Genomic DNA, 25,027 nt, shown 5'->3' on the forward strand with positions numbered 1-25,027 from the left:
GTATTCTAGCGTGTTGTTGCCAAGGTTTCAGCAATTGCCGCAGGCTTTTCCAACCAAAACGGCAATCTTTGCCGCCGCAAGCTGCTGATCCGCAGATTTTTATCATTAAATTCAATGGTGATAGCACCATAGTCTGCGGTATTAAGCAAGGGAACCCTTAGCAGCGCCAGCCGCTGTTGCACTGCAGTGGCCGGATGCTGATAACCATTCATAAACGCAGCAGCATTCAGCGCCAGCGCTGGCTGGACCCGTTGCAGCATTGCCAGACTATTGACTGCCGCGCTGCCATTATTAGCCAGGATCAGCACATCTGCCTCCAGATCGGCATGTTGACTTATAAAGGCACGCTCAGTCACCGGGTCAATTTTTCCAGGCAGCAGCACCCGCCAAGGCCCGATAGTAATCCGCACAATACAGCTGTCAGCCCCGTCTGGCGTCAATACATCCAGTCGGATATCCTGATATACAGCTGGTAACTGCCGGCAGCTATCAGCAGCGGTTTGTTGACTAAAACGTGCCAGGCTCTGCTGATCAGTTCGGTAATTCTTCAGCAAGGTCCAGTGCCGGCTGCGCTCTGTCCGTTGCTGGCGAAACAACACAAAATCAAGCTGGCGAATACCCAGTTGACGCAACACCGGCTGTAGCTGATTTTCGGCGATATCCCGGGTTGCTGTTGCGGGTGCCTGGTCATATAGCAAGGCGTGACGGCCATGCTGTAACAACACCAGTTGCCGTTGGCCACTATCGAGCAAATGCAAATGCCAATTTTTCGATTGTACACTGCTGCCAGTTAACAACAGCAAGCACAAAGGCAATAAAAGCAACACCGCTTTTCTGATAAATACCAGCAGCACCAGCAGTAGTAGTGCCATCAGCGCCACGGTAATACCAGAAATCCGGGCCACAGGCCACCAGAGAGGCAGCTCAGCGCTATACTCTAACCACCACAGTAGTGGCTTAAGCGCCATATCTGTTAACTGCCACAGCCAACTGCCGTCAACCCCCAATACGGTTAAAAATAAGCTTACCAGTAGCAACGGAATAGCGACCAGACTGCACCAGGGCACAAACAGTAAATTTGATAACAGCATTAACGGACTGAAGCCACCGAAAAAAATAATTCCAAGCAAGGTCATCAGCAAACTTAGCAATATATGAAAACTCAAAAACCATTTAAGGCGGGCCAGCCGATGGTAACCGGTTAACGGATAGCGCCATAGCGCAGTAAAAATAATTGCGACTGCCAGCACTGACAGCCAGAAACTGGCACTGAGCGCCCAGAATGGCTGCAGCAGTAACAGCAGCGCAACTAACATCAGCCAGAAGCGACTTAGCGGAATGGTGGCCAACTGGCTGCGGCAGATAACCAGGATCACCAACGCAATACTGGCCCGCAGCGTCGGTATAGCAAAACTGGCCAGCCAGGCATACAGCAGTGCAGCCGCCAGTGCCAGCACTAACAGCAGTTGTTGCTGGCGCCGGATAGCAATAATGCCTCTACTCCAGCCGCCCAGCCATATTACCCAGCCAAACACCAGGCCAATATGTAAACCTGATATCGCCAGCAGGTGGCCAAGACCCGAATGTTGTGCCCCCTGCCAAAGCCCATCAGAAAAATCTCGCTCACCAACCGCCAACGCTTTCATTAATGGTGCAGTGCGGTAAGGCATGATAGCCTGCTCTACCAGGTCGACAACATGCTGCCTTACTGAATATTGCTGCAGCAGCAGAATATGCGGCCCCCGGGCGACTTGTCCTGACGCTGCCATGCCATTTATGTAGGCGAAGCTTTCGGCATTAAAGCCACCCGGGTTAGTAAAACCGTGTACCTTTTTCAGTTGCAAACGTAAACGCCAGTGCTGACCTGCTGCTAGCGTAGGTGGCTGTTGCCAGCGTAGCGACAACCTATAGCCGCTGGCTGGCCCGCTCAGCACTGTTGCACTAAGCTGGGTGTAGTCAGGATACGTTAATGGCGTGGCGTCAATTCTCACCATTACCGGAGAACCGGCCAATTCAAGCAGGGTGCGTTGACTAATTTGATGTTGTTGATACTGCCAGCTCCAGTTGGCCAGGAAACAGCTGGCACCCAATAAAAACAGGATCGGCTGGGGCCAGCGCCGGATAAATACCAGCAAAACCAGCATTACAAAAAAAATACTGAAAAAGGGTGGCACTATTGGCAAAAATAACGACAATAGGCTGGCTGTAATAACTCCAATGCAGAATCCTAGCATGGCCTCTTTCTATACAGGTTAGAATGCCCAAAAAACTATTTAAGAAATATCTACCATCAGCTGAAAAAATCAAGCAACAAAAACTTATAAATTTATTTGGAAGTTTGCTACACGATGGTAACCTTTGGCATTTAAACCGACGCTCAGCGCGCGGTGCCTTTGCTGTAGGCTTGTTCTGGGCGTGGATCCCAATGCCCTTTCAGATGGTTGCTGCGGCCGCTACGGCTATCCCTTTGCGGGTAAATTTACCGTTAACCCTGGCGTTGGTATGGACGTCTAATCCGCTAACCATGCCAATTATGTTCTATTTAAGTTATCTTATTGGTACAGTCGTACTCGCCAGACCACTGGAGCCGTTTGCATTTGAAGCCAGCCTGGAGTGGCTGCGCTACAGCCTGGATACTATTGGCAAGCCGTTTTTGCTTGGATCATTATTAATGGCGATAACAGCCAGTATCAGTGGTTATTTCCTGATTGACTGGCTATGGCGGTTGTCGGTGAAAAAAGCGCAGCTGGCTAAATTACTGAAAAACAGAAAAACAAAAAAGGCTAGTGCTGGCCAAGAATAGCCGCCGGCTCTACTTTACTGGCGCGCCAGGCCGGATATAATGTAGCCAGCAAGCTCAGAAGCAGTGCAATGCTGAAGGTCAGTGCCACGTCCTGCCAACGCAACAGCGATGGCACAAAATCGATAAAATATATACTCGGGTCCAGCAGCGAACTACCAAGTAAACGGGTTAAGCCGGCAAACAATTGTTCAATGGTACTGGCAAGCAGCACACCAAAACCGACCCCCAATATTGAACCAATTAAGCCGTTTAACCAGCCCAGCAGCACAAAGGTTTTTATCAGTTGGCCGGGCGCCATACCCATGGTCAGTAAAATAGCGATATCCGCTTCTTTTTCCCGCACCGCCATAACCAGTGTTGCCACGATATTAAAACACGCCACTGCAATCACTAAGGTTAACACCAGATACAAAATCGCCCTAACCATCTGAATGTCGTTATAGACATGGCCCTGGGCACCAAACCAGTCACGCACATAAACATAATCTTCTGTTAACCGCCCCAACTGCCGGGCGGTTTGCGGCGCGGCAAAAACATCATCTATCCGGAACGCCAGGCCATGCACCTCGCCTTCTGGCACACCTAACCAGCGTGCCAGTGCGTCAATATCAACCCACACCTGACTGTAGTCAAGCTGACCACCTAATGCCACGACTGCACTGACGGTCAGGTTGACGGTGCGATGACTGGCCAGGCTGCCATCAGCGGCAAACCGGGGCAACATTAACTGTAAATTCTGGCCTACCTGAATATCGAGCGCCTCAGCAATACCTTGTCCCAGTACTATTTGCTGATCACTTAGCGTAGTCATACTGCCCTGGCTGACATACTCTGCGACCGCACTGATTTGCTGTTCATGGCTCAGACTGACGCCCCGTACCTGCGCCGCTTTTACTGCACCGCTGTGGCGTAGCATGCCGTTGGCTTTAACAAAAGGTGCACCGGCGATGACTCCGTCGGCACTGGCCATGGTCTGCAATTTACGCGGCCAGTCGGCCAGGCTGTAGTCAACTGCCTCTAATTCAATATGGGGGATCACTGACAATAACCGGTCTTTTAATGCTTGCTCAAAGCCGTTCATCACTGACAGTGCCAGAATCAGTATCGCTACCCCCAACGCAATGCCAGAGGTGGAAGAAGCCGAAATGAAGCGGATAAAACCACTGGTGTGGCGGGTAGAACGGTAGCGCTTTGCCAGTTGCCAGGCCAGACTAGCCATGCATCACCTCAAGCTGACCTTCCCGCATCAGGTACTGAGTATCAAGCCTGCCTGCCAGTTCAGTGTCATGGGTTACCACCACAAAACTGGTCGCCATACTGGCATTCAGCTCGCGCAGTAACTGATATATTGACTCAGCTGTATGCTGATCCAGATTGCCGGTAGGCTCATCGGCCAGCACCAGTGCCGGTTGGGTAACCAAGGCGCGGGCAATGGCCACCCGCTGCCGCTCGCCACCGCTCAGTTCAGCTGGTTTGTGATGGCCCCGATGGCTCAGCCCTACCCGCTCAATCAACGCCGCGGCTTTAGCCAGCGCGTCTGTGCGTTTTTCGCCACGAATAAACAGCGGCATAGCGACATTCTCCAGGGCGCTGAAATCCATCAACAAATGATGAAACTGATAAATAAAACCCAACTGCTGATTCCGTAGCCGGGCCTTTTTCGCTGAGCTTAATCCGGCCAGTGGTTGACCGGCAATATCAACTGAACCACTGTCAGCCAGATCCAGAGCGCCTAATATGTGTAACAAGGTACTTTTGCCTGAACCTGAACTGCCGACAATGGCAACCATTTCACCAGCAGCGACACTCAGGCTGACATTATGTAACACCTGAGTAACCGCAGCGCCGTCCCGGTAGCTTTTACAAATTTGGTTCGCTTCTAATACTTTATTCATCGCGTAAAATTTCCGCCGGATTAACTTTAACAGCCCGCCAGGCCGGATACAGCACTGCCAGCAGGGTCAGTCCTACTGCGCAGGCAAAAATAGTGGCAATTTGCAGCGGGTTCACGGCCACAGGTAATGCCATACCACTGGCCAGTTGCAGTCCAAACAGGCTAAGCACTTCATTCAACTGCAGGCAAAGCAGCAAGCCCGCTACTACGCCCAACGCCGCGCCCACCATACCATTCACCACGCCCTGAAAGGCAAATACCATAAACAGTTGGCTATCCGTCATGCCCAGAGTTTTTAAAATTGCCACTTCCGCTTGCTTTTCAGTCACCATCATTACCAGGGCCGACACAATATTAAAGGCAGCTACGGCGACTATCAGCAGTAACATCAGCCACATCATGGCTTTTTCCATTGCCACAGCAGCGAACAGTTTGCCCTGACTTTGCCGCCAGTCAGATACTTCACTGAAGCTGCCGCTCCGGACCAGACGCTCAGCCAGCAGCGGTGCACTGAAAGGTTCTGCCAGACTGAGTCGCCACGAAGGTTCGCGCGCGGAGGCCGGTAACAGCCGTGCCAGATCATCTAAGCGGGTTACCGCCAGCACGCTATCGACCTCGGAGCCGGTATCGACTATTCCCACCACTTCAAACAAACGCTGGCGGGGTAACCAGCCAACCGGGGTATAGCTGCCGCCCTGCGCCAGCATAAATCGCAGTTGCTGGCCTCGGCTAACTTCAAGCTGTTCAGCCAGGCCGCGGCCCAGCACCACACCGTAGCGGCTTGTCGCAAAATCCTGCCAACTGCCCACCACCAATGCCTGCTGTAAAAATTGCGGAATTTTTTCTGGATGAATGCCTTGCAGCATTACCGCATTAAGTTGCCGCGGTGCCTGCACCAGGGCTTCAGATTGTAAAAATGGACTGATATCCTGCACGCCATCGCCCGGCCGCAGCGCAGTCTGCCAGTCCGTATTAGCAGGTTCAGGCATCACCACAACGTGGGGAATTACGCCGAGGATCCGTTTTTTTAAATCGCCTTCAAAGCCATTCATTACCGAGCTGACCAGGGTTAACGCCATGACACCCAGCAGAATACCGGCAACGGAGAAAAATGTGATAAACGAAATAAAGGCATTACCCTTACGGCTCTGACTGTAACGGATACCAAGCAAAATGCTGACGGGTAATTGCATGTTAATATTCAGGACTTTGCCTCGGTTAGATGGTAAATTAGCTGCAAAAATCGCTGCTGATAATAGTGATTATTAGCCATAATGACAAGCAACCTTACTCGAGGCCTGCTATGGACCCAATATTACAGTCATTAACCGATGCTTATAACGACTACTTTAGCGTTGAGCATGACATTACCGTCAATTGTAAAGTTTATTCCGGCGACCTGCCCTCGGAGCAGGAATTTTTAGCCAGTATTCCCGAGCCATTTTTACTGGCAGGTGAAATGGGTAGTCTGAATATGTCAGCTCTGCGCTCATTAAACCGGATTGGTGAACTGGCCGATGAATTAGCAAATTATCTGCAGCAGCAAGCCCGGAAAATTGACTTGTTGCTACACTACGTTCTGCGCCAGCAAGACAGCGCAGAACATCGTCAGTTTACGTTAAGTTACGGTGGTGCAGGCTTATGTTTGCAAAGTCCCCAGCAAATAGCGGTACTTAACCTGGTTGAGCTGAAAGTATTTCTGGCAGAAAATGAAGGTGCGGTTTATTGCCTGGGTCAGGTCATCAGTGCAGAACAGGCAGACAATGGCTGGCAAATAAAAGTTGTGTTTCGCCGGATTAGAGATCAAGATCGCGAGCTTATCGTCCGTGCCAGTTTGCATCAGCAGTCTCGCCAGCTGAAGCAAAAAGCAGCGCAGCGCCAGTTGCCGGAATAAGCGCACAGGGCCGTAATGAGTACGATACGTTTAATCGAGATTCTTTTTATCGTCAGTATTTTGTATAGGGTTTCAGGTTTTAATGAGTTTTATTAAGTTTTTATCCCGGATTAAACGTCAGCAGGATCAAATCAGTTGGGGCCAGCTGCATGGCGCCGCTCTGCCCTACGCTATTGCCCAGCTGGTGCAGGCAGAGCCCGCCGTGTATTTGTTAGTGGTGCCTGATACGCCAAGTGCCTTACGACTGGAGCAGGAACTGGCGGTATTTCTGGATGACAGTGCCTGCCCGGTGTTAACCCTGCCCGACTGGGAAACCCTGCCCTATGACGTGTTTTCACCGCATCAGGACATTATTTCTCAGCGCCTGAAAACGCTGTATCAATTGCCAAGGCTAACCCAAGGGCTGGTTATTGTGCCAGTTAGCACCCTGCTGTTAAAAATCAGCCAGCGCAACTATCTGGAGCAAGCCAGTTTTCTAATCAAACAAGGCCAGCAAGTCGATTTAACTGCCTTAAAATTACAACTGACCGCAGTAGGCTACCGGGCGGTCGACCAGGTTATGGAACATGGTGAATTCTCTGCCCGTGGCTCATTACTGGATTTATTTCCGATGGGCTGCAGTTCGCCATTTCGCATTGACTTTTTCGACAATGAAGTCGATGGCATCCGTACGTTCGACCCGGATAATCAACGTAGTTTAAGCCAGGTTAACGCCATTGAATTACTGCCCGCCCACGAATTTCCCACTGATAAAGCAGCGATTGAGCGCTTCCGGCTGCGCTATCGGGAGCGCTTTGCCGCCCGTAATGAAAAGGAATCGTTATACCAACAGGTTACTCAGGGCATTTTCCCGGCGGGTATAGAATATTATTTGCCGCTGTTTGCCGAAGACACGGCCAGTTTATTCAGCTTTTTACCAGCAGGCTGCATCGCGCTGAGTTATGGCGACATTGAACACAGCGCCAATCAATTCTGGCACGAGCTGAAGCGTCGTTATCATGATCGCGCCATTGATACCATGCGGCCTATTTTGCAGCCGCAGGAGCTATACCTGCAGACGGATGAGTTATTCAGTGAGCTGAATAACTTCAGCCGGATCAAGCTAAGCCGTGCCGTCCTGCCGACCAAACCGGGCCAGGTAAATGCGCCGGTCACAGAGCTGCCGGAGCTGAATATCCAGCATCAGCTAAAGCAACCCTTGAGCCTGCTATGCGAATTTTTACTGACCTTAAAACAACAAAATGGCCGGGCGATATTTTTTGTAGAGAGCGAAGGCCGGCGGGAAAGTCTGCACCAACTGTTTAACAAAGCAGGGATCCGCGCGCCTGAAATAAATAAACTGACCGATTTTGCCAGCAGTGATGCTGATCTGGTGATGCTGGTGGGCGCCCTGGAACAAGGCGCCCTGCTAAGCACCACGCCACCACTGGCGTTAATCAGCGAAAACGAGTTATTCGGTCAGAAAATCAGCCAGCGCCGGCGCCGTAAAAAAAGCCAGCAGGTTTCTTCCGATACTATTATCCGCAATCTGGCAGAGTTGAGCGAAGGTCAGCCAGTAGTGCATTTACAGCATGGCGTAGGCCGTTATCAGGGTCTGCAGGTACTGGACGCTGCCGGCATCAGTGCTGAATTTGTTACCATTGAATACGCTGGCAGCAGCAAACTCTATGTGCCTGTTTCATCCCTGCACCTGCTAAGCCGCTATTCCGGCAGCGATCAGGACCATGCGCCGCTACACAAACTGGGCAACGACACCTGGGAAAAAGCCCGGCGCAAAGCCGCAGAAAAAATCCGTGATGTTGCCGCCGAACTGCTGGATGTCTATGCCCAGCGCGCGGCGCACCAGGGCTATGCTTTTAACGTTGATCAGGAACAGTATGCTGCTTTTGCTGATAGCTTCCCGTTTGAGGAGACAGCCGATCAGCAGGATGCGATAACTGCAGTCCTGAATGATATGCAAACTCCGCAACCGATGGACCGGCTGGTTTGCGGCGACGTCGGTTTTGGTAAAACCGAAGTGGCAATGCGGGCCGCCTTTATTGCGGTTAACGATGGCAAACAAGTGGCCATATTGGTACCCACTACCTTGCTGGCGCAACAACACTTTGAGAACTTTAAAGATCGTTTTGCCAACTGGCCAGTGCGGGTCGAGGTACTGTCCCGCTTTGTCAGCCAGAAACAGCAAAAAGCTATTTTAGAAGATGTGGCCAATGGCAAAGTCGATATTTTAATTGGTACCCATAAATTATTGCAGGATGACATCAAGCTGCATGATCTGGGCTTATTAGTTGTTGATGAAGAACATCGCTTTGGCGTGCGCCAGAAAGAAAAGATTAAAGCGCTACGTGCCAATATTGATATTTTAACCCTGACTGCCACCCCCATTCCGCGAACGCTGAATATGTCGATGTCGGGCATGCGCGATTTATCAATTATTGCCACCCCCCCTGCGAAACGACTGGCCGTTAAAACTTTTGTCCGGGAATTTGAAGCCGGTCTGCTGCGCGAGGCCGTAATGCGGGAAATTCTGCGCGGTGGCCAGGTTTACTTTTTACATAACGATGTTGCCACTATTGAGAAAATGGCGGCTGATCTGGCCGAGCTGGTGCCCGAGGCTAATATTGCTATCGCCCACGGTCAGCTGCGTGAGCGCGACTTAGAACGGATAATGGCCGATTTTTATCACCAGCGTTTTAACTTATTGTTGTGTTCAACCATTATTGAAACCGGTATCGACGTACCAACCGCTAATACCATTATTATCAACCGCGCAGATAACTTTGGTCTGGCCCAGTTGCATCAGCTGCGCGGTCGGGTTGGCCGTTCGCACCATCAGGCTTATGCCTATCTGCTGACGCCCCCACCCAAACGGTTGAGTAAAGATGCTGAAAAACGGCTGGAAGCCATTTCTTCACTGGAGGATTTAGGTGCCGGTTTTGCCCTGGCTACCCACGATCTGGAAATTCGCGGCGCGGGTGAACTATTAGGTGATGAGCAAAGCGGCCAGATTGAAACTATCGGCTTTACCTTATACATGGATATGCTGGAAGAAGCAGTAACAGCCTTAAAAGAAGGCCGCCAGCCCAGTCTGGATATGATGTTAAGTCAGCAAAGCGAAATTGATTTAAAAATTCCGGCGCTGCTACCTGACAGTTACATACCTGATGTAAACTTACGGCTGTCATTTTACAAAAAACTGGCCAGTGCCAAAGATGAAACCGAGCTGGATGATGTCCAGGTTGAATTAATTGATCGCTTTGGATTGTTGCCTGATGCGGCGAAAAACTTGGTTAAACTAACCGAATTTAAGCAACAGGCACAATACCTGGGAATCAAACGAATTGAAGCGAATGCCAAAGGTGGCTTAATTGAATTTGCCGATAAAACCCGGGTTGCTCCGGCGTATATTATTGGCCTTATTCAACAACAAAGCCGGATATTTAAGCTGGAAGGTGGCCAGAAATTGCGCTTTGCCATTGCCAGTCCTGATGCCAAGGAACGCCTGACCCTGGTTGCCAATATGCTGGCTGATTTCAGCCAACATCAGCTGGAGAAATCATGAAACGAATTGCAGTATCGACTTTATTCCCTGCTACAAAAACCATGCCGGCTGTATTTAAAGCATTAGCCGGCGCGCTGCTGTTAACCTTCAGCGGCGTAACCGCAGCCAACACTGCAGCTGAGCGCTGGTTTGAAGTAGAACTCATTGTCTTCAGTCCTGCCCGCAACGCTGAGCTAAAAGAGCAATTTGATTACGAAGTAAAGCCAATTCGCCTTAGCAACAGTTTTGATTTAGTCACGGCGAAATACCAACCTGATATCAAGCCTTTACTACAGGCTTTAACGCGCTGCGATGAATCTCACCAACCGGCAACCCGTTTTCTTCCGGCAGCCCTTCGCAACTGGCAGCAGTGGCAACCGCCTTACTATCCTCTACTGTGTCTTAGCGAAGCAGAGCCGGCAGCCTGGCAGCGTACCGCGTTGTTTCCCGAGCAGCTGCTAAATACTCAGCTGCCGATGCCAGACAGCTTACCAGTGCAACTGGCCGGTAAGTCAGAACTTCATCAGCCGGGTCCTTATCTGGCGCCGCGCACCGCCTTCGCTTTAACCGAACTTGCCAGCAAAATTAGTCGCCAGCCAAATCAGCATTTGTTACTGCATACCGTCTGGCGCCAGGCCCCGGTTACCGAGAAACTGGCCGTGCCAAGCCGCTGGTTTGGCGGCGCTAACTATTCTGATTTAGTCGATTACTGGGGCCGTGACCGCAATCAGGATGCAACAGATGATGCCGCTGCTGCAGCTGAAGCGTTATTTCAGAACGAACAGCAAGATGATTTGTTCAGTGCGATAGATAGTTTACTGGATCAGCTAAATGCCGCAGGTAAACTTGAAACCCTGCAGGATCAAGATCAACAACTGCCACAAGTCAGTGACAGCCTGTCAAACCTGCCAGACGATATCTGGCAACTTGATGGTTTATTCAAATTGCATCTGGACCACTATCTGTTTGTTAATACTGATTTTAACCTGCGGCATTCTTTGCCTGAAGGCAATATGCAAAGCATAAATGTCAAACAGAGCCGGCGGGTTATCAGCGGTGAGCTACATTATCTCGACCATCCGTATCTCGGTATGATTATTCAAATCAGACGTTTTCAACCGCCTGAACCCGAACCCGAAGTTACGGGTGAAACAGACGATGCCTTGCAGTCACCGGACGCTAAAATTAACACAACCGTGACAGACCAGAACGGCAAAAACAATTAGATGGCTGTTGCTTTATTTAAAAAAGGAACTAAACTAGCGGCTTAGTTACATATTTACACAAATAACAACGGGTAAGTAACATGGTTTTTTCCTACATTAACCCTATCCGTTAACCACAATCAGAGATCAATGGACGATTTAAACCTCCATCCCGAATTTACACCTGCACATTATGTGCTGTTACTGCTGTTACTGATCTTTGCCAGTGCCGGTAGTTCGCTTTTCGCCTGGATAATGCCACACGCGGCACACAGCCTGTGGTTAGATGTGTTGCCCCCCCTGCTGGGCTTATATAGCCTGATGCTGTTTTTCAAAGGACTGGGCATAATCCGATTGCCGTCTGCAGCCGTTTACTCTGCCATTCTTACCCCGATAACCCTGGTTAGCTTTTATCAATTTTTGCTGTAGCACGTTATCACAATAGAGTATGATGCGCCCCTGATCGCTATTGAGGATAACTGATGTCAATTAACTGGTTTCCGGGCCACATGCACAAAGCCCGCAAAGAAATTGCTGAGGTGATGCCTCAGGTTGATATCATTATTGAAATGCTTGACGCCCGCATTCCGTTCTCCAGTGAAAACCCGTTAGTACCGCAATTACGCGGCAACACCCCCTGTATTAAAGTGCTTAACAAAGCCGATCTGGCTGATCCGGCGTTAACTGCCGTCTGGGTAGCCCATTTCGAGCAACAAAGCGGCGTGCGGGCCATTCCGATCAGTCAGCAACATCCTGAACAAATTAAGGCCTTGTTAAAACTGTGCAATGACATGCTGCCCGAGCGCAATCTGGATATTCGCCCGGCCCGCGCCATGATCATGGGAATACCAAATGTAGGTAAATCGACCCTGATTAATACCTTAGCAGGTCGCACCATCGCCAAAACCGGCAACGAAGCCGGCGTTACCAAGTCTCAGCAGCGGATTAAGCTGGAAAATAACGTTATTCTGACCGACACCCCAGGCTTTTTATGGCCGAAACTAAGTCCGCCAACATGCGGCTACCGCTTAGCCGTTACCGGCGCCATTAAAGACACGGTGTTTGAATATGCCGATATTGCCCTGTTTGCCGCTGACTACTTGTTACAGGTATATCCGCAGGCTGTAATGCAACGCTTCGATTTAACGGAGCTGCCAGACAATGATTTGGCCTTACTGGATGCCATTGGCGTGCGCCGGGGCTGTATGCGTAAAGGCGGCGTGGTCGACTTAGAAAAAGCCGGCACTATTCTTATTACTGAGCTGCGCGCCGGCAACCTCGGCCCCATTACCCTGGAAACGCCTGACATGGTCAGTCAGGAACAAATTGACGCCAAAGCGGAAGAAGCAGCCAAGTCAAAAGATAAGGCCGAACGCGAAGCTGAGCGCAAACGCAAAGCACAGCGCAAGTATCGTTAATACGGTTAAGGCTTGTTGTCTTCAGAACTGGCCTTCATCACGGCAGTTTTCATGGGTTAATTCCAGTTCGATCGTGGTGTGGGCTAACTCGAATTGCTCCAGCGCGTCGGCAATCTTGTGTTTCATCTCAGCATAGCTGTCGGCATCAAAGTTTTCGCTGGAATTTAGCACTATATGCGCAGTTAGCACATGATGCTCACCATCCAGGGACCATAAATGCAGGTGATGGACGCTATCTAAACCCTCAATAAGTTGCAAGGTACTTTGGATCTGGTCTTGCAGCGCTTTATCAGGCGCGGCCTGCAAAAACAAACGCGCTGTTGCGCTGAGGGTTCGCACGACATTAACCAAAATAAACAAAGTAAAACCGATGGACAATAATGGGTCCAGAATGGGCCAGTCAACAAACTGTAAGATGATGGCAACGATGAGCACTGCGACCCAACCCAGAACATCTTCCAGTAGATGCCAGTTTAATACTTTTTCGTTAAGGGTTTTACCTTTGCTCAGTCGATAAGCCGCAAACCCATTTACCGCAACGCCTAATAAGGCCAGCGCCAGCATACCTTCGGTAACCGGCATAACCGGATTAGCCAGCCGCGGAATAGCTTCTGTTAAAACCCACACCGATCCGCCAATTAAAATCAGGCCATTGATTAAGGCACCAAACAACGACAACCGGCGATAGCCATAGGTAAATTCACTGTTTGCTGATTTTTGGCCCAACCGGTTGAGCAACCAGGCACTACCAATCGATAAGCTATCCCCTAGGTCATGCACCGCATCGGCCATAATCGCCGTACTATTGGTTAACCAACCGCCAATAAACTCAATTATGGTAAAACTGACATTAAGAAAAAATGCTAATGCGAGTCGTTTGCTGCTGTCATCTTGATGAAGTGAGTGATGGCGCTGATGCATTTAACGCTCCGGGATAAGTAATACAACTGATGATGCTGCAACAAAGCGGCTTGTCGTTTCGCTGCATTACCGCTAAACTGGCGCAATCTTACTGAGGGCATTATGTCAGGTCGAACGTCAGGCGTATTACTATTATTACTGATAATGCTAAACCATGCCGTGATGGCCTGTGACGCATTGGTAGTTCACATGCCTGAACATGACCACTCCATTACCAGGCCGACAGCTAATCACCTGACACCCGGTGGGGCCGATTGTACCCACCATGTCAGTATGTCAGACACTGAGCCTGCTTCTGCACAAAGTAGTGAGCATAGCCCTGAGCATAGTCCTGAGCAACATAGCGAACACGCTCACGTTACCTGCTACATTTCTTTCTTTTTCGGGATTGAACTGCTTAATTTTACAAATAGCGTTATTGCCAGCATCAATCCAATGTTAAACCTTATCAGCTACAGCCCTCCGGTACCGCCCCCCAACGCCTGATCCTGCCCGTTTATCACTTTTATTACTGATTAACTAACAGGAGCATACCTATGCGTATGACATTTCTGCTGCCGGTATTACTGGCAGCAACAGCCTATTCGACTGCGCCAGCGGCAGAACAACCGCAAACAATAACGCTGTCTCAGGCCTTACAACGCACCTTACAGCACGACACCACACTGCAAGCGTTTCCGTATCAACTGCGAATGGCAGAAGCCCAGCAACTGCAAGCCTCAATTAAACCTAACCCTGAGCTGGATCTCTCACTGGAGAACGTGCTGGGTACAGGTGATAACCGCGCCCTGAAAGGCGCAGAACTTACCCTCAGTCTCAGTCAGCAAATTGAACTGGGCCAGAAACGCGAGCGCCGGCTGGAGCTGGCGCAGCGGCAAAGCCAGCTGCAACGCGATAACTATGAATTGGCCAGACTGGATGCGCTGGCTGCAACAACAATGCAATACGTGGAATTATTACGACTGCAATATATACAGCAATGGGCCCGCGAGAGGATTAGTCGTCAACAATCGCTGCTGGCCACGGCTGAATTACGCAGTAAAGCGGGTAATCTGCTGGATGCCGATATCAGCCGGATTAAACTGCGCCTGTTGCGAAGCCAGCTTCAACTGGCTGACATTCAGCAGACCATTGAAAGCCGCCGATACCGCCTGGCCGCCAGATGGCATACCACACCTGATTTTGCCAGGGTAACCGGCGACCTGGCCTTGTTGCCACAAGTGCCGGCATTATCGGCACTGCAACAACAACTGCAGCAAAGCGCGGCCATGCAGCGATATATTACCCTGCAACGGATTGCCCATAGCCAACTGCGTTTAACCGAGGCCAACAGTCAGGCCGACGTCCGTTTCTCTGCCGGATTAAGACGTAACCAGGCTAACAATGATAACGCACTGGTGTTTAGCCTGAGCATGCCGCTGACGCTTACTGATCCAAACGAAGGACGTCGCCTGGCCCAGGCCGCAGATCAAGCCCTACTGGCAAGGCAGCAGCAACTTGCCAGCAGCGAACTCTCCCTGCTGCTGCATCAGCAGTGGTTAAATTTACAGCAACTCCGTGACACCGTGCAAGCCATCAATACCCGCCTGCTGCCAGAAGCAGAAAAACTGCGGCAAATCAGCTTAAGCAGTTATCAACAGGGCCAGCTTGACTTATTAAGCCTGCTATCCGCAGAAGAAGAGCTGGCGCAGGCAGAGCATGACCTGATCCAAACTCAAAGCCGTTTTCATCTGACGCTGCTGGAGTTGGAGCGTCTTACCGGCCAACCCATGACATTGACAACCACAGCATCTGCCGTTGCGTTGGAGCAAAGCTATGAATAAGAACCCGATTATACTGGCCAGCATACTGGCATCGTTACTGCTTTTTTTTATCGTCGCGGCACATGCTGCAGGTGAGCATAACGATCACCACGATGAACATGCGACTGAACAGGCGGAAGGTCCGCACGGCGGCAAATTGTTAACTGAAGTGGATTTTGCGGTAGAGATTACCATTTTCGAGACAGGCGTACCGCCGGAAATGCGCTTGTATGGTTATAGCAACGGCGAGCCGGTTTCAGCGACCGAACTAGATGCCAAAGTAACACTGCACCGGCTGGACGGCCAGCAGGATGAGATCCGGTTTAGCCCGGAGCAGGACTATCTGGTCGGGGATATCAGCATCGCTGAGCCACACTCGTATAGCGTCGATATCAGCGTCAGCTATCAGGGCCAGCAATACCACTGGCATTACGATAGTTTTGAGGGGCGGGTTGAACTGAATGACAGAATTTTCACACTGGCGGGTATTGGCACCGATATCGCCAAAGCGCAGGTACTGACCCAAAAAATCCATTTATTTGGGGTAATCAGCAGCCCACCTACTGCGCACAATCAGGTAAGGGCCGCCTACCCCGGCACGCTGACAGAAATAATGGTACAACAAGGCGATTCGGTCACTAAGGGCCAGCGTTTAGCCCGTATTAGTAGCACCGCAACTCTGAAAATGTACGATATTTTATCACCGGCAAGCGGCATCATTACCGACCGTTTTTTTAATAATAATGAACTTATCCGGGACGAGGTGCTATTTAACATCGTCGATTTCAGCAGCGTTTATGTCGAGCTATCGGCTTTTCCCGACGATATCGGGCAATTGCGGGTGGGTATGCCGGTATCCGTATTCAGCTTACATCACGGCCAAAGCGCCGACAGTAATATAAGTTATATTGCCCCACAGATGACCGAAGGCCATATCGCCAGGGCACGCGCCATACTGGATAACAATAGTGGCTACTGGCGCCCCGGTATGCATATTAAAGCCGAGGTACTTACGGCCAAAATACCGGTAGCACTGGCCGTGCAGAAACGAGCTATTCAACGCTTTCGTGATATGCCGGTGGTATTTGCCCGCTATGGCAATACCTTTGAAGTGCGGATGCTGCAGTTTGGTCGTGAAGATGATGACTATATAGAAGTAACCGCAGGCCTTAAGGCCGGCACTGAATACGCTACAGACAACAGCTTTGTACTTAAAGCTGATGTACTTAAATCCGGCGCCAGCCATGATCATTAGGAGTGCGCCATGATTGATTTGATATTACAGTTTGCCCTCAAGCGCCGCTATCTGGTGCTGGGGTTAACCTTACTGCTGATCATTGCCGGCGTTTACAACGCACAACGCCTGCCAATGGATGCCGTGCCCGATATTACTAACGTCCAGGTACAAATTAATACTGCTGCACCGGGCTATTCGCCACTGGAAGCAGAGCAACGGCTAACGGTGATCATTGAAAATGCCATGGCTGGCTTACCCAGGCTGCAATACAGCCGATCGCTATCGCGCTATGGCATGTCACAGGTAACGGTTGTTTTTAACGATGGTACCGACATTTACTGGGCTCGCCAGCAGGTGTCAGAGCGCTTACAAGCAGTAAGAGCAAAGCTGCCTGCAGACACCAACCCGACTCTGGGCCCTGTCGCTACCGGCCTGGGTGAAATTTTCATGTATACCGTCAGTGCGAAGCCGGAGGCCTTAAAAGACGACGGTACCGCTTACAATGCCGAAGACCTGCGCACATTGCAGGATTGGCTGATAAAACCGCAGCTGGTTAATGTTAAAGGTGTCACAGAAGTGAATACCATTGGTGGTTATCAACGCCAGTATCAGGTGGCGCCCGATCCGGCCAGACTGTTAGCCTTTAAACTGACCCTGGACGATATCGCCACTGCCCTTCATCGCAATAACAGTAATGTCGGCGCTGGTTATATTGAGCAACGAGGTGAACAGTGGCTGGTGCGCTCACCCGGTCAGCTACGAAACCTTGATGATATCAACTCGCTGATTGTCGCAAAACGTGATGATGCGCCGGTGCGGCTGCGCGATGTTGCCGGGGTGTATCTAGGCAAGGAACTGCGCACCGGCGCTGCCAGCCTCAATGGTGAAGAAACCGTACTGGGTACTGTGTTTATGCTAATGGGTGAAAACAGTCGAACCGTGTCTCAGGCGGTGGCCGAGAAACTGCTTGAGGTTAACCGTTCATTGCCGGACGGTGTCAGTGCACAAGCCGTGTATAACCGAACTACTCTGGTAGACAGAACCATTGCTACCGTGCAAAAAAACCTGTTTGAAGGCGCAGTGCTGGTTATTGTCGTCCTGTTTATATTTTTGGGTAATATCCGCGCTGCGCTTATTACCGCGTTGGTTATTCCACTTAGCATGCTATTTGCTATAAGTGGCATGGCTATTAATAAAGTCAGTGGTAATCTGATGAGCTTAGGTGCTATCGACTTTGGTTTAATGGTTGATGGTGCGGTAATCGTTGTCGAGAATTGCCTGCGCCGTTTAGGCTTGGCCCAGCACAGAACAGGCCGGTTACTGACCCTGGACGAGCGCTTAAGCGAAGTATATCAGGCTACCCGTGAAGTATTTACCCCGGCAGTGTTTGGTGTGTTGATTATCATGCTGGTATTTATGCCTGTTTTTGCCCTAAGCGGCGTTGAGGGCAAAATGTTTCATCCAATGGCCTTTACCGTTATTGCCGCACTGGCAGGTGCCGTGCTGCTGGCTATTACCTTTGTACCGGCTGCAGTTGCTATTTTTGTCCGTGGTCGGGTTAAAGAACAGGACTCGGCCCTGATGCGCAGATTAAAAAGTGGCTACTCGGCCGTGCTCAGACAGAGCCTGCACCACTCAGGACTGTTTATTGGCGTTGCCCTGCTCATGATGGCGGCCGTTTTCTGGCAAGGCAGCAAGTTGGGTAGAGAGTTTATGCCACAATTAGATGAAGGCGATATTGCGTTGCATGCACTGCGGATACCCGGCACCGGCTTAAATCAGTCACTGCAAATGCAGCTGTTGCTGGAGCGTGAAATAGCTGCCATGCCTCAGGTAGCGCGGGTATTTAGTAAACTGGGTACCGCAGAAATTGCCACGGATCCGATGCCACCTAATGTGGCAGACACCTTTGTGATGTTAAAACCTCAATCACAGTGGCCAGATACCAACATGAGTAAAGCTGACTTTATTACCTTATTGCGTCAAACCGTTGCAGCCGTGCCGGGCAATAACTACGAGTTTACCCAGCCCATTGAAATGCGCTTTAACGAGCTGATTGCCGGTGTACGTAGCGATGTTGCCCTGCGAATTTATGGTGATGACCTGGCTGAACTGGCCAGGCTTGCTGAGGACGCGACGGCACTACTGGCAACCGTGCCCGGTGCAGTTGATGTGCGAATGGAGCAGGCAACGGGCTTACCGATGTTATCAATTGAACCTGACCGTGAACACCTGGCACTATTAGGAATTGATGTAGCGACCGTACAACAGAGTATTCAAACTATGGTGGGCGGAACACAAGCCGGACTTATTTACGAGGGTGATAAAGCGTTTGCCCTGATCATCCGGGCAGATGAGAGCTTAAGAAGCGACCCACAGCAATTAAAACGGTTACCCATAGCGCTGCCGGGTATGGCGGGTAACCACACCGAGTTAACCTATGTCCCTCTTGGTGAAGTCGCGCATTTTAATGAACTTAATGCGCCTAATCAGATAAACCGGGAAAGCGCTAAACGTAATGTCGTTGTCAGCGCCAATGTTTCAGGCCGTGATCTTGGCAGTTTTATCAGTGAAACCAGACAATTGATGGTTGATAAACTTGCACTGCCAGCCGGCTACTGGCTTGTATATGGTGGTACTTTTGAGCAACTGCAATCGGCATCTAATCGTCTGATGTGGGTAGTGCCACTAACCTTGCTAATGATTTTTGGCCTGCTGTTTAGTGCCCTTAACTCAGCAAAAGATGCATTAGTGGTATTTAGCGGCGTACCGCTGGCACTAACCGGTGGTTTTGCGGCATTAATGCTGCGCGATATGCCATTGTCAATCTCTGCTGCGGTAGGCTTTATCGCGTTATCTGGTATTGCCGTGCTTAATGGCGTGGTGATGCTGGCAATGATTCAGCAATTGCGTGAAAAGGGCCTTAGGTTGTCTGAGGCAATACAACAAGGCGCCTTGCAGCGTTTAAGGCCGGTGTTAATGACCGCACTGGTCGCCAGCCTTGGCTTTGTGCCAATGGCCTTTAACAGCGGTACCGGCGCTGAAGTGCAACGACCACTGGCCACAGTGGTTATTGGCGGCATTATTTCAGCTACCTTGTTAACCCTGGTACTATTGCCGGCACTTTATAAACTGGTGCATCGCAAAACCGGCTAAAACCTTGCAAAAGCCGGGCAATAACAGCAACTGCGCCGCTATTCCAGAACGGGCTGCAGTTGCTGCTGATACTCGGTAAACTTCTGTTGCTGTTCTGGCTCAAGTTCAGCATGCTTTAATTGTTGGCTGATGTTTTTGGCCAGGGCAATATGTCCCTCATCCAACGGTTCCTGGTTGCGTAGTGCCACCAGTACTTTCAGAATATTCAGGGCGACATTCATATTGTTTGGCGTCAGCGAAAATGCCTGCTCTAATGAATTGAGCGCGGCATGAAATTTATTACGTTTAAAAAACTCCACCGCCATCCGGTTCAATTGTTGCGGCGTAAAGTGCACTGCTGTGCGCTCAGCCGCTTCCTGCTCGATATATTTACCCACTACCTGATTGGTCAGGCCGGTGCCGGAAATTTGCCGTTTAATCGCATCCAGTAATGATACAGCTTCTTCCCGCCGGCCGAGTTCGTGCAGGGCTTTTACTTTATCCAGGTTATCGTCAACCGAGGTTGTTGGCCGTAAACTCAGATGATTATCAACAATACTCTCTGCTTTAGTCCGCTCTTCCCGGGCCGTATGCAAGCGGGCTCTGACTACCAGAAATTGATCTTTGAGCTGGTTAGCCAGCGGTAACTGTTTTTCCAGCTCAGTCAGCAAAATATCAGTCTGATTTAACACTTTAACGGCGTCGGCTTTATCCAGCGTAGTGGCATAATCTATACCCGAGCGCACGACATTCAACCTGAGCAGCGGCGAGTCATGAATTGAGTTTTTAGCATATTTAGCCATAGCGATGGTGGCCTGATACTGGCCGGCATGATCGTGGTTTAATCTGGCTAAATCGAGTAAACGCTTATTACGTTCAATGTTTCTTGGCGCCAGCTGACTGGCTTTTTTAATCTCTTTATAGGCTTGCTCGTAATCCTGCTTGCCAATGTAGTAATGAGCCAGCATATCGTAGGTAGCAAAGCGGGTATCGGTTTTATCGGTCAGTTGCTGCAGCAGAGCCTGAATATCCGCCAGTTTGTCCTGCTCCAGTAAGGCCTTGATATAGCCCAGATACACCCAGGATATTTTGTGGGTTTGCAGTAAATTATCATAGTAGACAGCGGCATCAGCAAATTCACGTAAATGCAGCAGGCACTCGCCTTTCAACCGTTTCATTTGCATATGGTATTTGGTAAGCCCGGTATTAAGTAAATGGCGCTCGGCGAAATAAATGGCTTTACTGTAGTCCTGGCGGTCTATGGCCTGGTACACATTGAACAAGGTGCGCTTTACTTCCAGGGTGACCGGCAGGCGGTTCTGAACATGTTTACTGCTTAACGGTTTTACCCAGAAATCATCCGGCTGCAGTTCAACAATACTATTGACCAGATGCTCGCTGGTCTCGGCACTGAGAAAAATCAGCACAGTGCATTTGGTGACATGGCGCTTAAATTTCAGCTCTTCCAGCAAATGAAAACCGTCTTTGTCGCTTTTAACGTTAAATGCACAAATTACAACATGAAACGTGGTTTGCTCACAAAGGCGCAAGGCATAATAGGCGTTCTCAGCGCACTTAACATTCTCAATGCCAAGCTCAAACAGCGCCGATTTAATAACATTTTGCACCAGTACCTGATCATCAATAATCAGTACATTTAATTTATCAGAGGCAGTTAATTCTTGTTGTTCCATCTGGTGGTCTCTCGTCCCTGCAGTAAGCCTTAGCACAACGGCGGCTAGTCAATACAGTTATATTAGCAAGCGACTATAAATGCAAAGAAAAAAACGGCTGACAACCGGTTTTGTTATTCCAATATAAGTGAATCAACATCGCGTCCCTGCAGCAAGCAGATTTAATTCGCGCAGGCTATTGTCTGTCAGCTTAATCACCCCAAACTCAGTAGCAATACGCTTTACCAATCACGCCAGAGGGCAAACAAATGATTTTCCAACTCAGTATTATACAAGCAAGCAAAATGCTCCAAAACTTACAGCAGATTCTGGATAAAGGCGCCGCCTTTGCTGCCAGCAAAAAAGTAGATATGGCAGTGCTGTTAAACGCCCGCCTGGCACCGGACCAATTCAACCTGATCCGTCAGGTACAAATTGCCTGTGACAGCGCCAAGCTTGGCGCGGCACGCCTGACTAATCAGGTTGACAGTGCACCTAAACATGCTGATGACGAAACCACTCTGGAGCAGTTAAGCCAACGCATTGCTGACACGGTGGCCTACCTTGCGACCTTCAGCCCGGCTGATTTTGCCGATGCTGCCAGCCAGAAAGTCAGTCAGCCACGTTGGGAAGGCAAATATTTAACCGGTGATGAGTTTTTAATCCAGCATGTGCTGCCCAACATCTATTTTCATATCACCACCGCTTACGCCATTTTGCGCCACAATGGGGTTGATGTTGGTAAGAAAGATTATCTGGGCGCCATGCCTTATAAATCGTAATTTGCCAGTTAAAAACGCCAGGGCATACCTGGCGTTTAATTATTATCTGCTACTGGGGGTTTGGCCAGTATTCAGCGCTCCAGCACCACCCGATAACGGGCCTTGCCGCTGGCGACGTGGGCAATAGCTTCGTTAATTTGCTCAAACTTAAACATTTCGACCACCGGCTTAATATCGTGCTGCACTGCAAACTCCAGCATTTTTGCTATGGTTGCCGGGCTGCCGACCGGCGAGCCTGACACCGAGCGCTGCGCCATAATTAAGCTGAATACGTTTAAATCGAGTGGCTCCAGCGTGGCGCCGACAAAGTGCAGCCGGCCTTTTGGCTTTAACGTCGACAGGTACAGGTCCCAGTCCAGTTTCACATTGACGGTTGAAATAATAAAATCAAAGCGCCCTGCGGCCTGCTCTATTTCGCTACTACTACGTGAGTTCAGGCAATGGTGAGCACCGAGTTTTTTCGCTTCACTGGCTTTTGCTTCACTTGAGGTAAAAGCCGTCACTTCACAGCCCCAGGCGCGTAGAAATTGCAGCGCGATATGGCCCAGGCCACCAATCCCAATTACCGCCACCTTATCGGTAGGTTTTACCTCAAACTGCACCAGTGGGTTAAACACGGTAATACCGCCGCAAAATAACGGCCCGGCCGTTTTGGCATCCATTCCTTCAGGCAACGGCACCACACTGGCAGCCTTAGCCCGTACTTTTTCGGCGAAGCCACCATGGCGACCCACGATAGTCCCTTCCGCTTTGGCACAGAGGTTCTGGTCGCCACTGCCACAACTGCTGCAGACCTGGCAATAACCGGCATGCCAACCAAGGCCAACTACCTGTCCGGCACTTAAATGACTGACCCCGTCGCCGACTGCACTTATCCGTCCGACCACTTCATGTCCGGCCACCAGCGGATAGCTCGACATGCCCCACTCGTTATTCAACATCGACAAGTCTGAGTGACAAATGCCGCAATAATCGACGGAAATTTCCACTTCGTTGCGGCCAAGGGGACCGGCATCGTACTCATAAGATTCCAATTTAGTGTCCGGGCCTTTGGCGGCATAGGCCTTAATCATATTATTTGCTGCCATTTTATCTCCCTTTTAATGGTTGATGTTGCTGTTGTGTTTGTTCCGGTAGTGTTTGCTATACAGCTTACAGTATTAACCAGATCTGCAGCCGTGCACGGAAATAAGCCAGCATTGGCTATAATTTGTACAGCGATACCTGTTTCTTCGCTGACTTTCAGGTATAATCCGCCGACTTTTTTCAGGCTCAGCCGCAATACAGAGACGCTATGACAGTACAAACCTTTGACCCAAGCCAAACCACCACCCTGGATACGCCTGCCCGGGCTTTAGCAGAGCAGGCGAAAGCCGGCGCAGCCGCCGGCAATACCATAGGCTTTGTGTCACTGGGCTGTCCGAAAAACCTGGTCGATTCTGAGCGGATCCTGACCCAGTTAAAAAGCGAAGGCTACAATATTGTGCCAAGCTACGATGATGCCCAGCTGGTTATTGTTAACACCTGCGGTTTTATTGACAGCGCAGTGCAGGAGTCATTAGATACCATAGGCGAAGCCTTAGCCGAAAATGGCAAGGTTATTGTTACCGGCTGTCTGGGCGCGCGCGAAGATGAAATTCGCCAGGTGCATCCTAACGTCCTCGGTATTACCGGCCCGCACAGTTATGAGAACGTGTTAAAGCAGGTGCATGAATTTGTGCCCAAGCCTAAATACGACCCGTTCACCATGCTGGTGCCGGATCATGGCGTGAAATTAACGCCCAAACACTATGCCTATTTAAAAATTTCTGAAGGCTGTAACCATCGCTGTACCTTCTGCATTATTCCATCGATGCGCGGCGATTTAGTCAGCCGGCCTGTCGGTGAAGTGCTGGATGAAGCGCAGCGCCTGAAAAATGCCGGCGTTAAAGAGCTACTGGTTATTTCACAGGACACCAGTGCCTATGGCGTGGATGTGAAATACCGCACCGGCTTCTGGAATGGTGCGCCGGTAAAAACCTCAATGCAGTCATTATGTGCAGCTTTAGGCGAGATGGGCATTTGGGTACGCTTACACTATGTGTACCCCTACCCGCATGTCGATGACATTATTCCGTTAATGGCAGAGGGAAAAGTGCTGCCGTATTTAGATATTCCGTTCCAACACGCCAGCCCGCGTATTTTAAAGCTGATGAAGCGCCCGGGTCAGGCAGAACGGGTATTAGAGCGGATTAAAAAATGGCGGCAAATTTGCCCTGAGCTGACGATTCGTTCCACCTTTATTGTCGGCTTTCCGGGCGAAACGGAAGAAGATTTCCAGCTGTTGCTCGATTGGTTAGATGAAGCCCAGCTTGACCGCGTCGGCTGCTTTAAATACAGCCCGGTGGAAGGTGCTAAAGCCAATGAACTAGCCGATCCGGTACCGGATGATGTAATGGAAGACCGCTACCATCGCTTTATGCAAAAGCAGCAGGCAATAAGCGCGGCCAGATTACAGGCTAAAATTGGCAAAACCATCAAAGTATTAATTGATGAAGTCGACGACGAAGGCGCCATTGGCCGAAGCTTTGCCGACGCCCCGGAAATAGACGGTGCGGTGTACTTAAACGGTTTAACCAGCGTCAAGCCCGGCGATATTATCGATGCCGTGGTAGAAGAAGCTGATGAATATGATTTATGGGCGTCAATCGCCGAGTAAGGGTGTAGCAAACGCTTTCAGACA

At 50.2% G+C, this 25,027-nt stretch carries 19 protein-coding genes; 12 read left to right on the top strand and 7 right to left on the bottom strand.

The window, feature by feature from the left end; translation table 11 throughout:
• Positions 1–5 precede the first annotated feature (5 nt).
• Positions 6–2,195, bottom strand: a complete 2,190-nt coding sequence (locus tag CRO03_RS01870; RefSeq protein ID WP_170948912.1) for a DNA internalization-related competence protein ComEC/Rec2 — start codon at positions 2,193–2,195, stop codon at positions 6–8.
• A gap of 62 nt (positions 2,196–2,257) precedes the next feature.
• Between CRO03_RS01870 and CRO03_RS01875 the strand changes: the two genes are divergently transcribed.
• Positions 2,258–2,803, top strand: coding sequence for a DUF2062 domain-containing protein (locus tag CRO03_RS01875; RefSeq protein WP_097109864.1), 546 nt, complete (start codon positions 2,258–2,260; stop codon positions 2,801–2,803).
• Here the strand turns inward: CRO03_RS01875 and CRO03_RS01880 are convergent.
• The 3 genes from CRO03_RS01880 to CRO03_RS01890 are packed head-to-tail and all read right to left on the bottom strand — an operon-like array spanning position 2,784 to position 5,890.
• Complete coding sequence (locus CRO03_RS01880) at positions 2,784–4,022, bottom strand: lipoprotein-releasing ABC transporter permease subunit (protein ID WP_097109865.1); 1,239 nt, start codon at positions 4,020–4,022, stop codon at positions 2,784–2,786. The genes CRO03_RS01875 and CRO03_RS01880 overlap by 20 nt on opposite strands.
• On the bottom strand, positions 4,015–4,698 hold the full coding sequence (gene lolD, locus CRO03_RS01885; protein WP_097109866.1) for a lipoprotein-releasing ABC transporter ATP-binding protein LolD: 684 nt from the start codon (positions 4,696–4,698) through the stop codon (positions 4,015–4,017). The genes CRO03_RS01880 and lolD overlap by 8 nt, the downstream gene beginning before the upstream one ends.
• Positions 4,691–5,890 (bottom strand): lipoprotein-releasing ABC transporter permease subunit, encoded by a 1,200-nt coding sequence (locus CRO03_RS01890; protein ID WP_097109867.1) that lies wholly within the window; start codon positions 5,888–5,890, stop codon positions 4,691–4,693. The genes lolD and CRO03_RS01890 overlap by 8 nt, the downstream gene beginning before the upstream one ends.
• Positions 5,891–6,000: 110 nt before the next feature.
• Here CRO03_RS01890 and CRO03_RS01895 point away from each other — a divergent pair, with 110 nt between their 5' ends.
• The 5 genes from CRO03_RS01895 (at position 6,001) to ylqF (ending at position 12,755) form a co-directional block, all read left to right on the top strand.
• A complete protein-coding gene (locus tag CRO03_RS01895) occupies positions 6,001–6,591 on the top strand; it encodes a PilZ domain-containing protein (protein ID WP_097109868.1) in 591 nt (196 codons plus the stop codon).
• 82 nt (positions 6,592–6,673) lie between these two features.
• A complete protein-coding gene (mfd, locus tag CRO03_RS01900; protein WP_097109869.1) occupies positions 6,674–10,153 on the top strand; it encodes a transcription-repair coupling factor in 3,480 nt (1,159 codons plus the stop codon).
• Positions 10,150–11,358 carry a CsiV family protein gene (locus CRO03_RS01905; RefSeq protein ID WP_097109870.1) on the top strand — a complete coding sequence of 403 codons (1,209 nt, stop codon included), beginning with the start codon at positions 10,150–10,152 and terminating at the stop codon, positions 11,356–11,358. Before mfd ends, CRO03_RS01905 begins: the two co-directional genes overlap by 4 nt.
• A gap of 129 nt (positions 11,359–11,487) precedes the next feature.
• On the top strand, positions 11,488–11,766 hold the full coding sequence (locus CRO03_RS01910) for a hypothetical protein (RefSeq protein WP_097109871.1): 279 nt from the start codon (positions 11,488–11,490) through the stop codon (positions 11,764–11,766).
• Positions 11,767–11,819: 53 nt separating this feature from the next.
• Entirely contained in the window at positions 11,820–12,755 is a 936-nt protein-coding gene (gene ylqF / locus CRO03_RS01915) for a ribosome biogenesis GTPase YlqF (protein WP_097109872.1), read from the top strand.
• Positions 12,756–12,776: 21 nt separating this feature from the next.
• On the opposite strand, the gene CRO03_RS01920 is transcribed toward ylqF, so the two are convergent.
• Positions 12,777–13,676, bottom strand: a complete 900-nt coding sequence (locus tag CRO03_RS01920) for a cation diffusion facilitator family transporter (RefSeq protein WP_097109873.1) — start codon at positions 13,674–13,676, stop codon at positions 12,777–12,779.
• A 102-nt stretch (positions 13,677–13,778) separates the two neighbouring features.
• Here CRO03_RS01920 and CRO03_RS01925 point away from each other — a divergent pair, with 102 nt between their 5' ends.
• The 4 genes from CRO03_RS01925 to CRO03_RS01940 are packed head-to-tail and all read left to right on the top strand — an operon-like array spanning position 13,779 to position 19,871.
• Complete coding sequence (locus CRO03_RS01925) at positions 13,779–14,162, top strand: cobalt transporter (RefSeq protein WP_097109874.1); 384 nt, start codon at positions 13,779–13,781, stop codon at positions 14,160–14,162.
• Positions 14,163–14,212: 50 nt separating this feature from the next.
• Complete coding sequence (locus CRO03_RS01930; RefSeq protein ID WP_097109875.1) at positions 14,213–15,499, top strand: TolC family protein; 1,287 nt, start codon at positions 14,213–14,215, stop codon at positions 15,497–15,499.
• Positions 15,492–16,733: an efflux RND transporter periplasmic adaptor subunit gene (locus CRO03_RS01935; RefSeq protein WP_097109876.1), complete on the top strand. Its 1,242-nt coding sequence runs from the start codon at positions 15,492–15,494 to the stop codon at positions 16,731–16,733. The genes CRO03_RS01930 and CRO03_RS01935 overlap by 8 nt, the downstream gene beginning before the upstream one ends.
• A gap of 9 nt (positions 16,734–16,742) precedes the next feature.
• Complete coding sequence (locus CRO03_RS01940; protein ID WP_097109877.1) at positions 16,743–19,871, top strand: efflux RND transporter permease subunit; 3,129 nt, start codon at positions 16,743–16,745, stop codon at positions 19,869–19,871.
• 38 nt (positions 19,872–19,909) lie between these two features.
• On the opposite strand, the gene CRO03_RS01945 is transcribed toward CRO03_RS01940, so the two are convergent.
• The gene (locus tag CRO03_RS01945) at positions 19,910–21,544 is read right to left on the bottom strand and encodes a response regulator (RefSeq protein WP_097109878.1); all 1,635 of its coding nucleotides are present in this window, start codon (positions 21,542–21,544) and stop codon (positions 19,910–19,912) included.
• Between the two features lie 248 nt (positions 21,545–21,792).
• On the opposite strand from CRO03_RS01945, the gene CRO03_RS01950 reads away from it, so the two are divergent.
• A complete protein-coding gene (locus tag CRO03_RS01950) occupies positions 21,793–22,305 on the top strand; it encodes a DUF1993 domain-containing protein (RefSeq protein ID WP_097109879.1) in 513 nt (170 codons plus the stop codon).
• A 71-nt stretch (positions 22,306–22,376) separates the two neighbouring features.
• On the opposite strand, the gene ahr is transcribed toward CRO03_RS01950, so the two are convergent.
• Positions 22,377–23,393, bottom strand: a complete 1,017-nt coding sequence (gene ahr / locus CRO03_RS01955; RefSeq protein ID WP_212682311.1) for an NADPH-dependent aldehyde reductase Ahr — start codon at positions 23,391–23,393, stop codon at positions 22,377–22,379.
• A 206-nt stretch (positions 23,394–23,599) separates the two neighbouring features.
• On the opposite strand from ahr, the gene rimO reads away from it, so the two are divergent.
• The gene (rimO, locus tag CRO03_RS01965) at positions 23,600–25,003 is read left to right on the top strand and encodes a 30S ribosomal protein S12 methylthiotransferase RimO (RefSeq protein WP_097109882.1); all 1,404 of its coding nucleotides are present in this window, start codon (positions 23,600–23,602) and stop codon (positions 25,001–25,003) included.
• Positions 25,004–25,027: the final 24 nt, after the last annotated feature.

The sequence above is a fragment of the Arsukibacterium tuosuense genome (assembly GCF_900215315.1).
GTDB lineage: Bacteria > Pseudomonadota > Gammaproteobacteria > Enterobacterales > Alteromonadaceae > Alishewanella > Alishewanella tuosuense.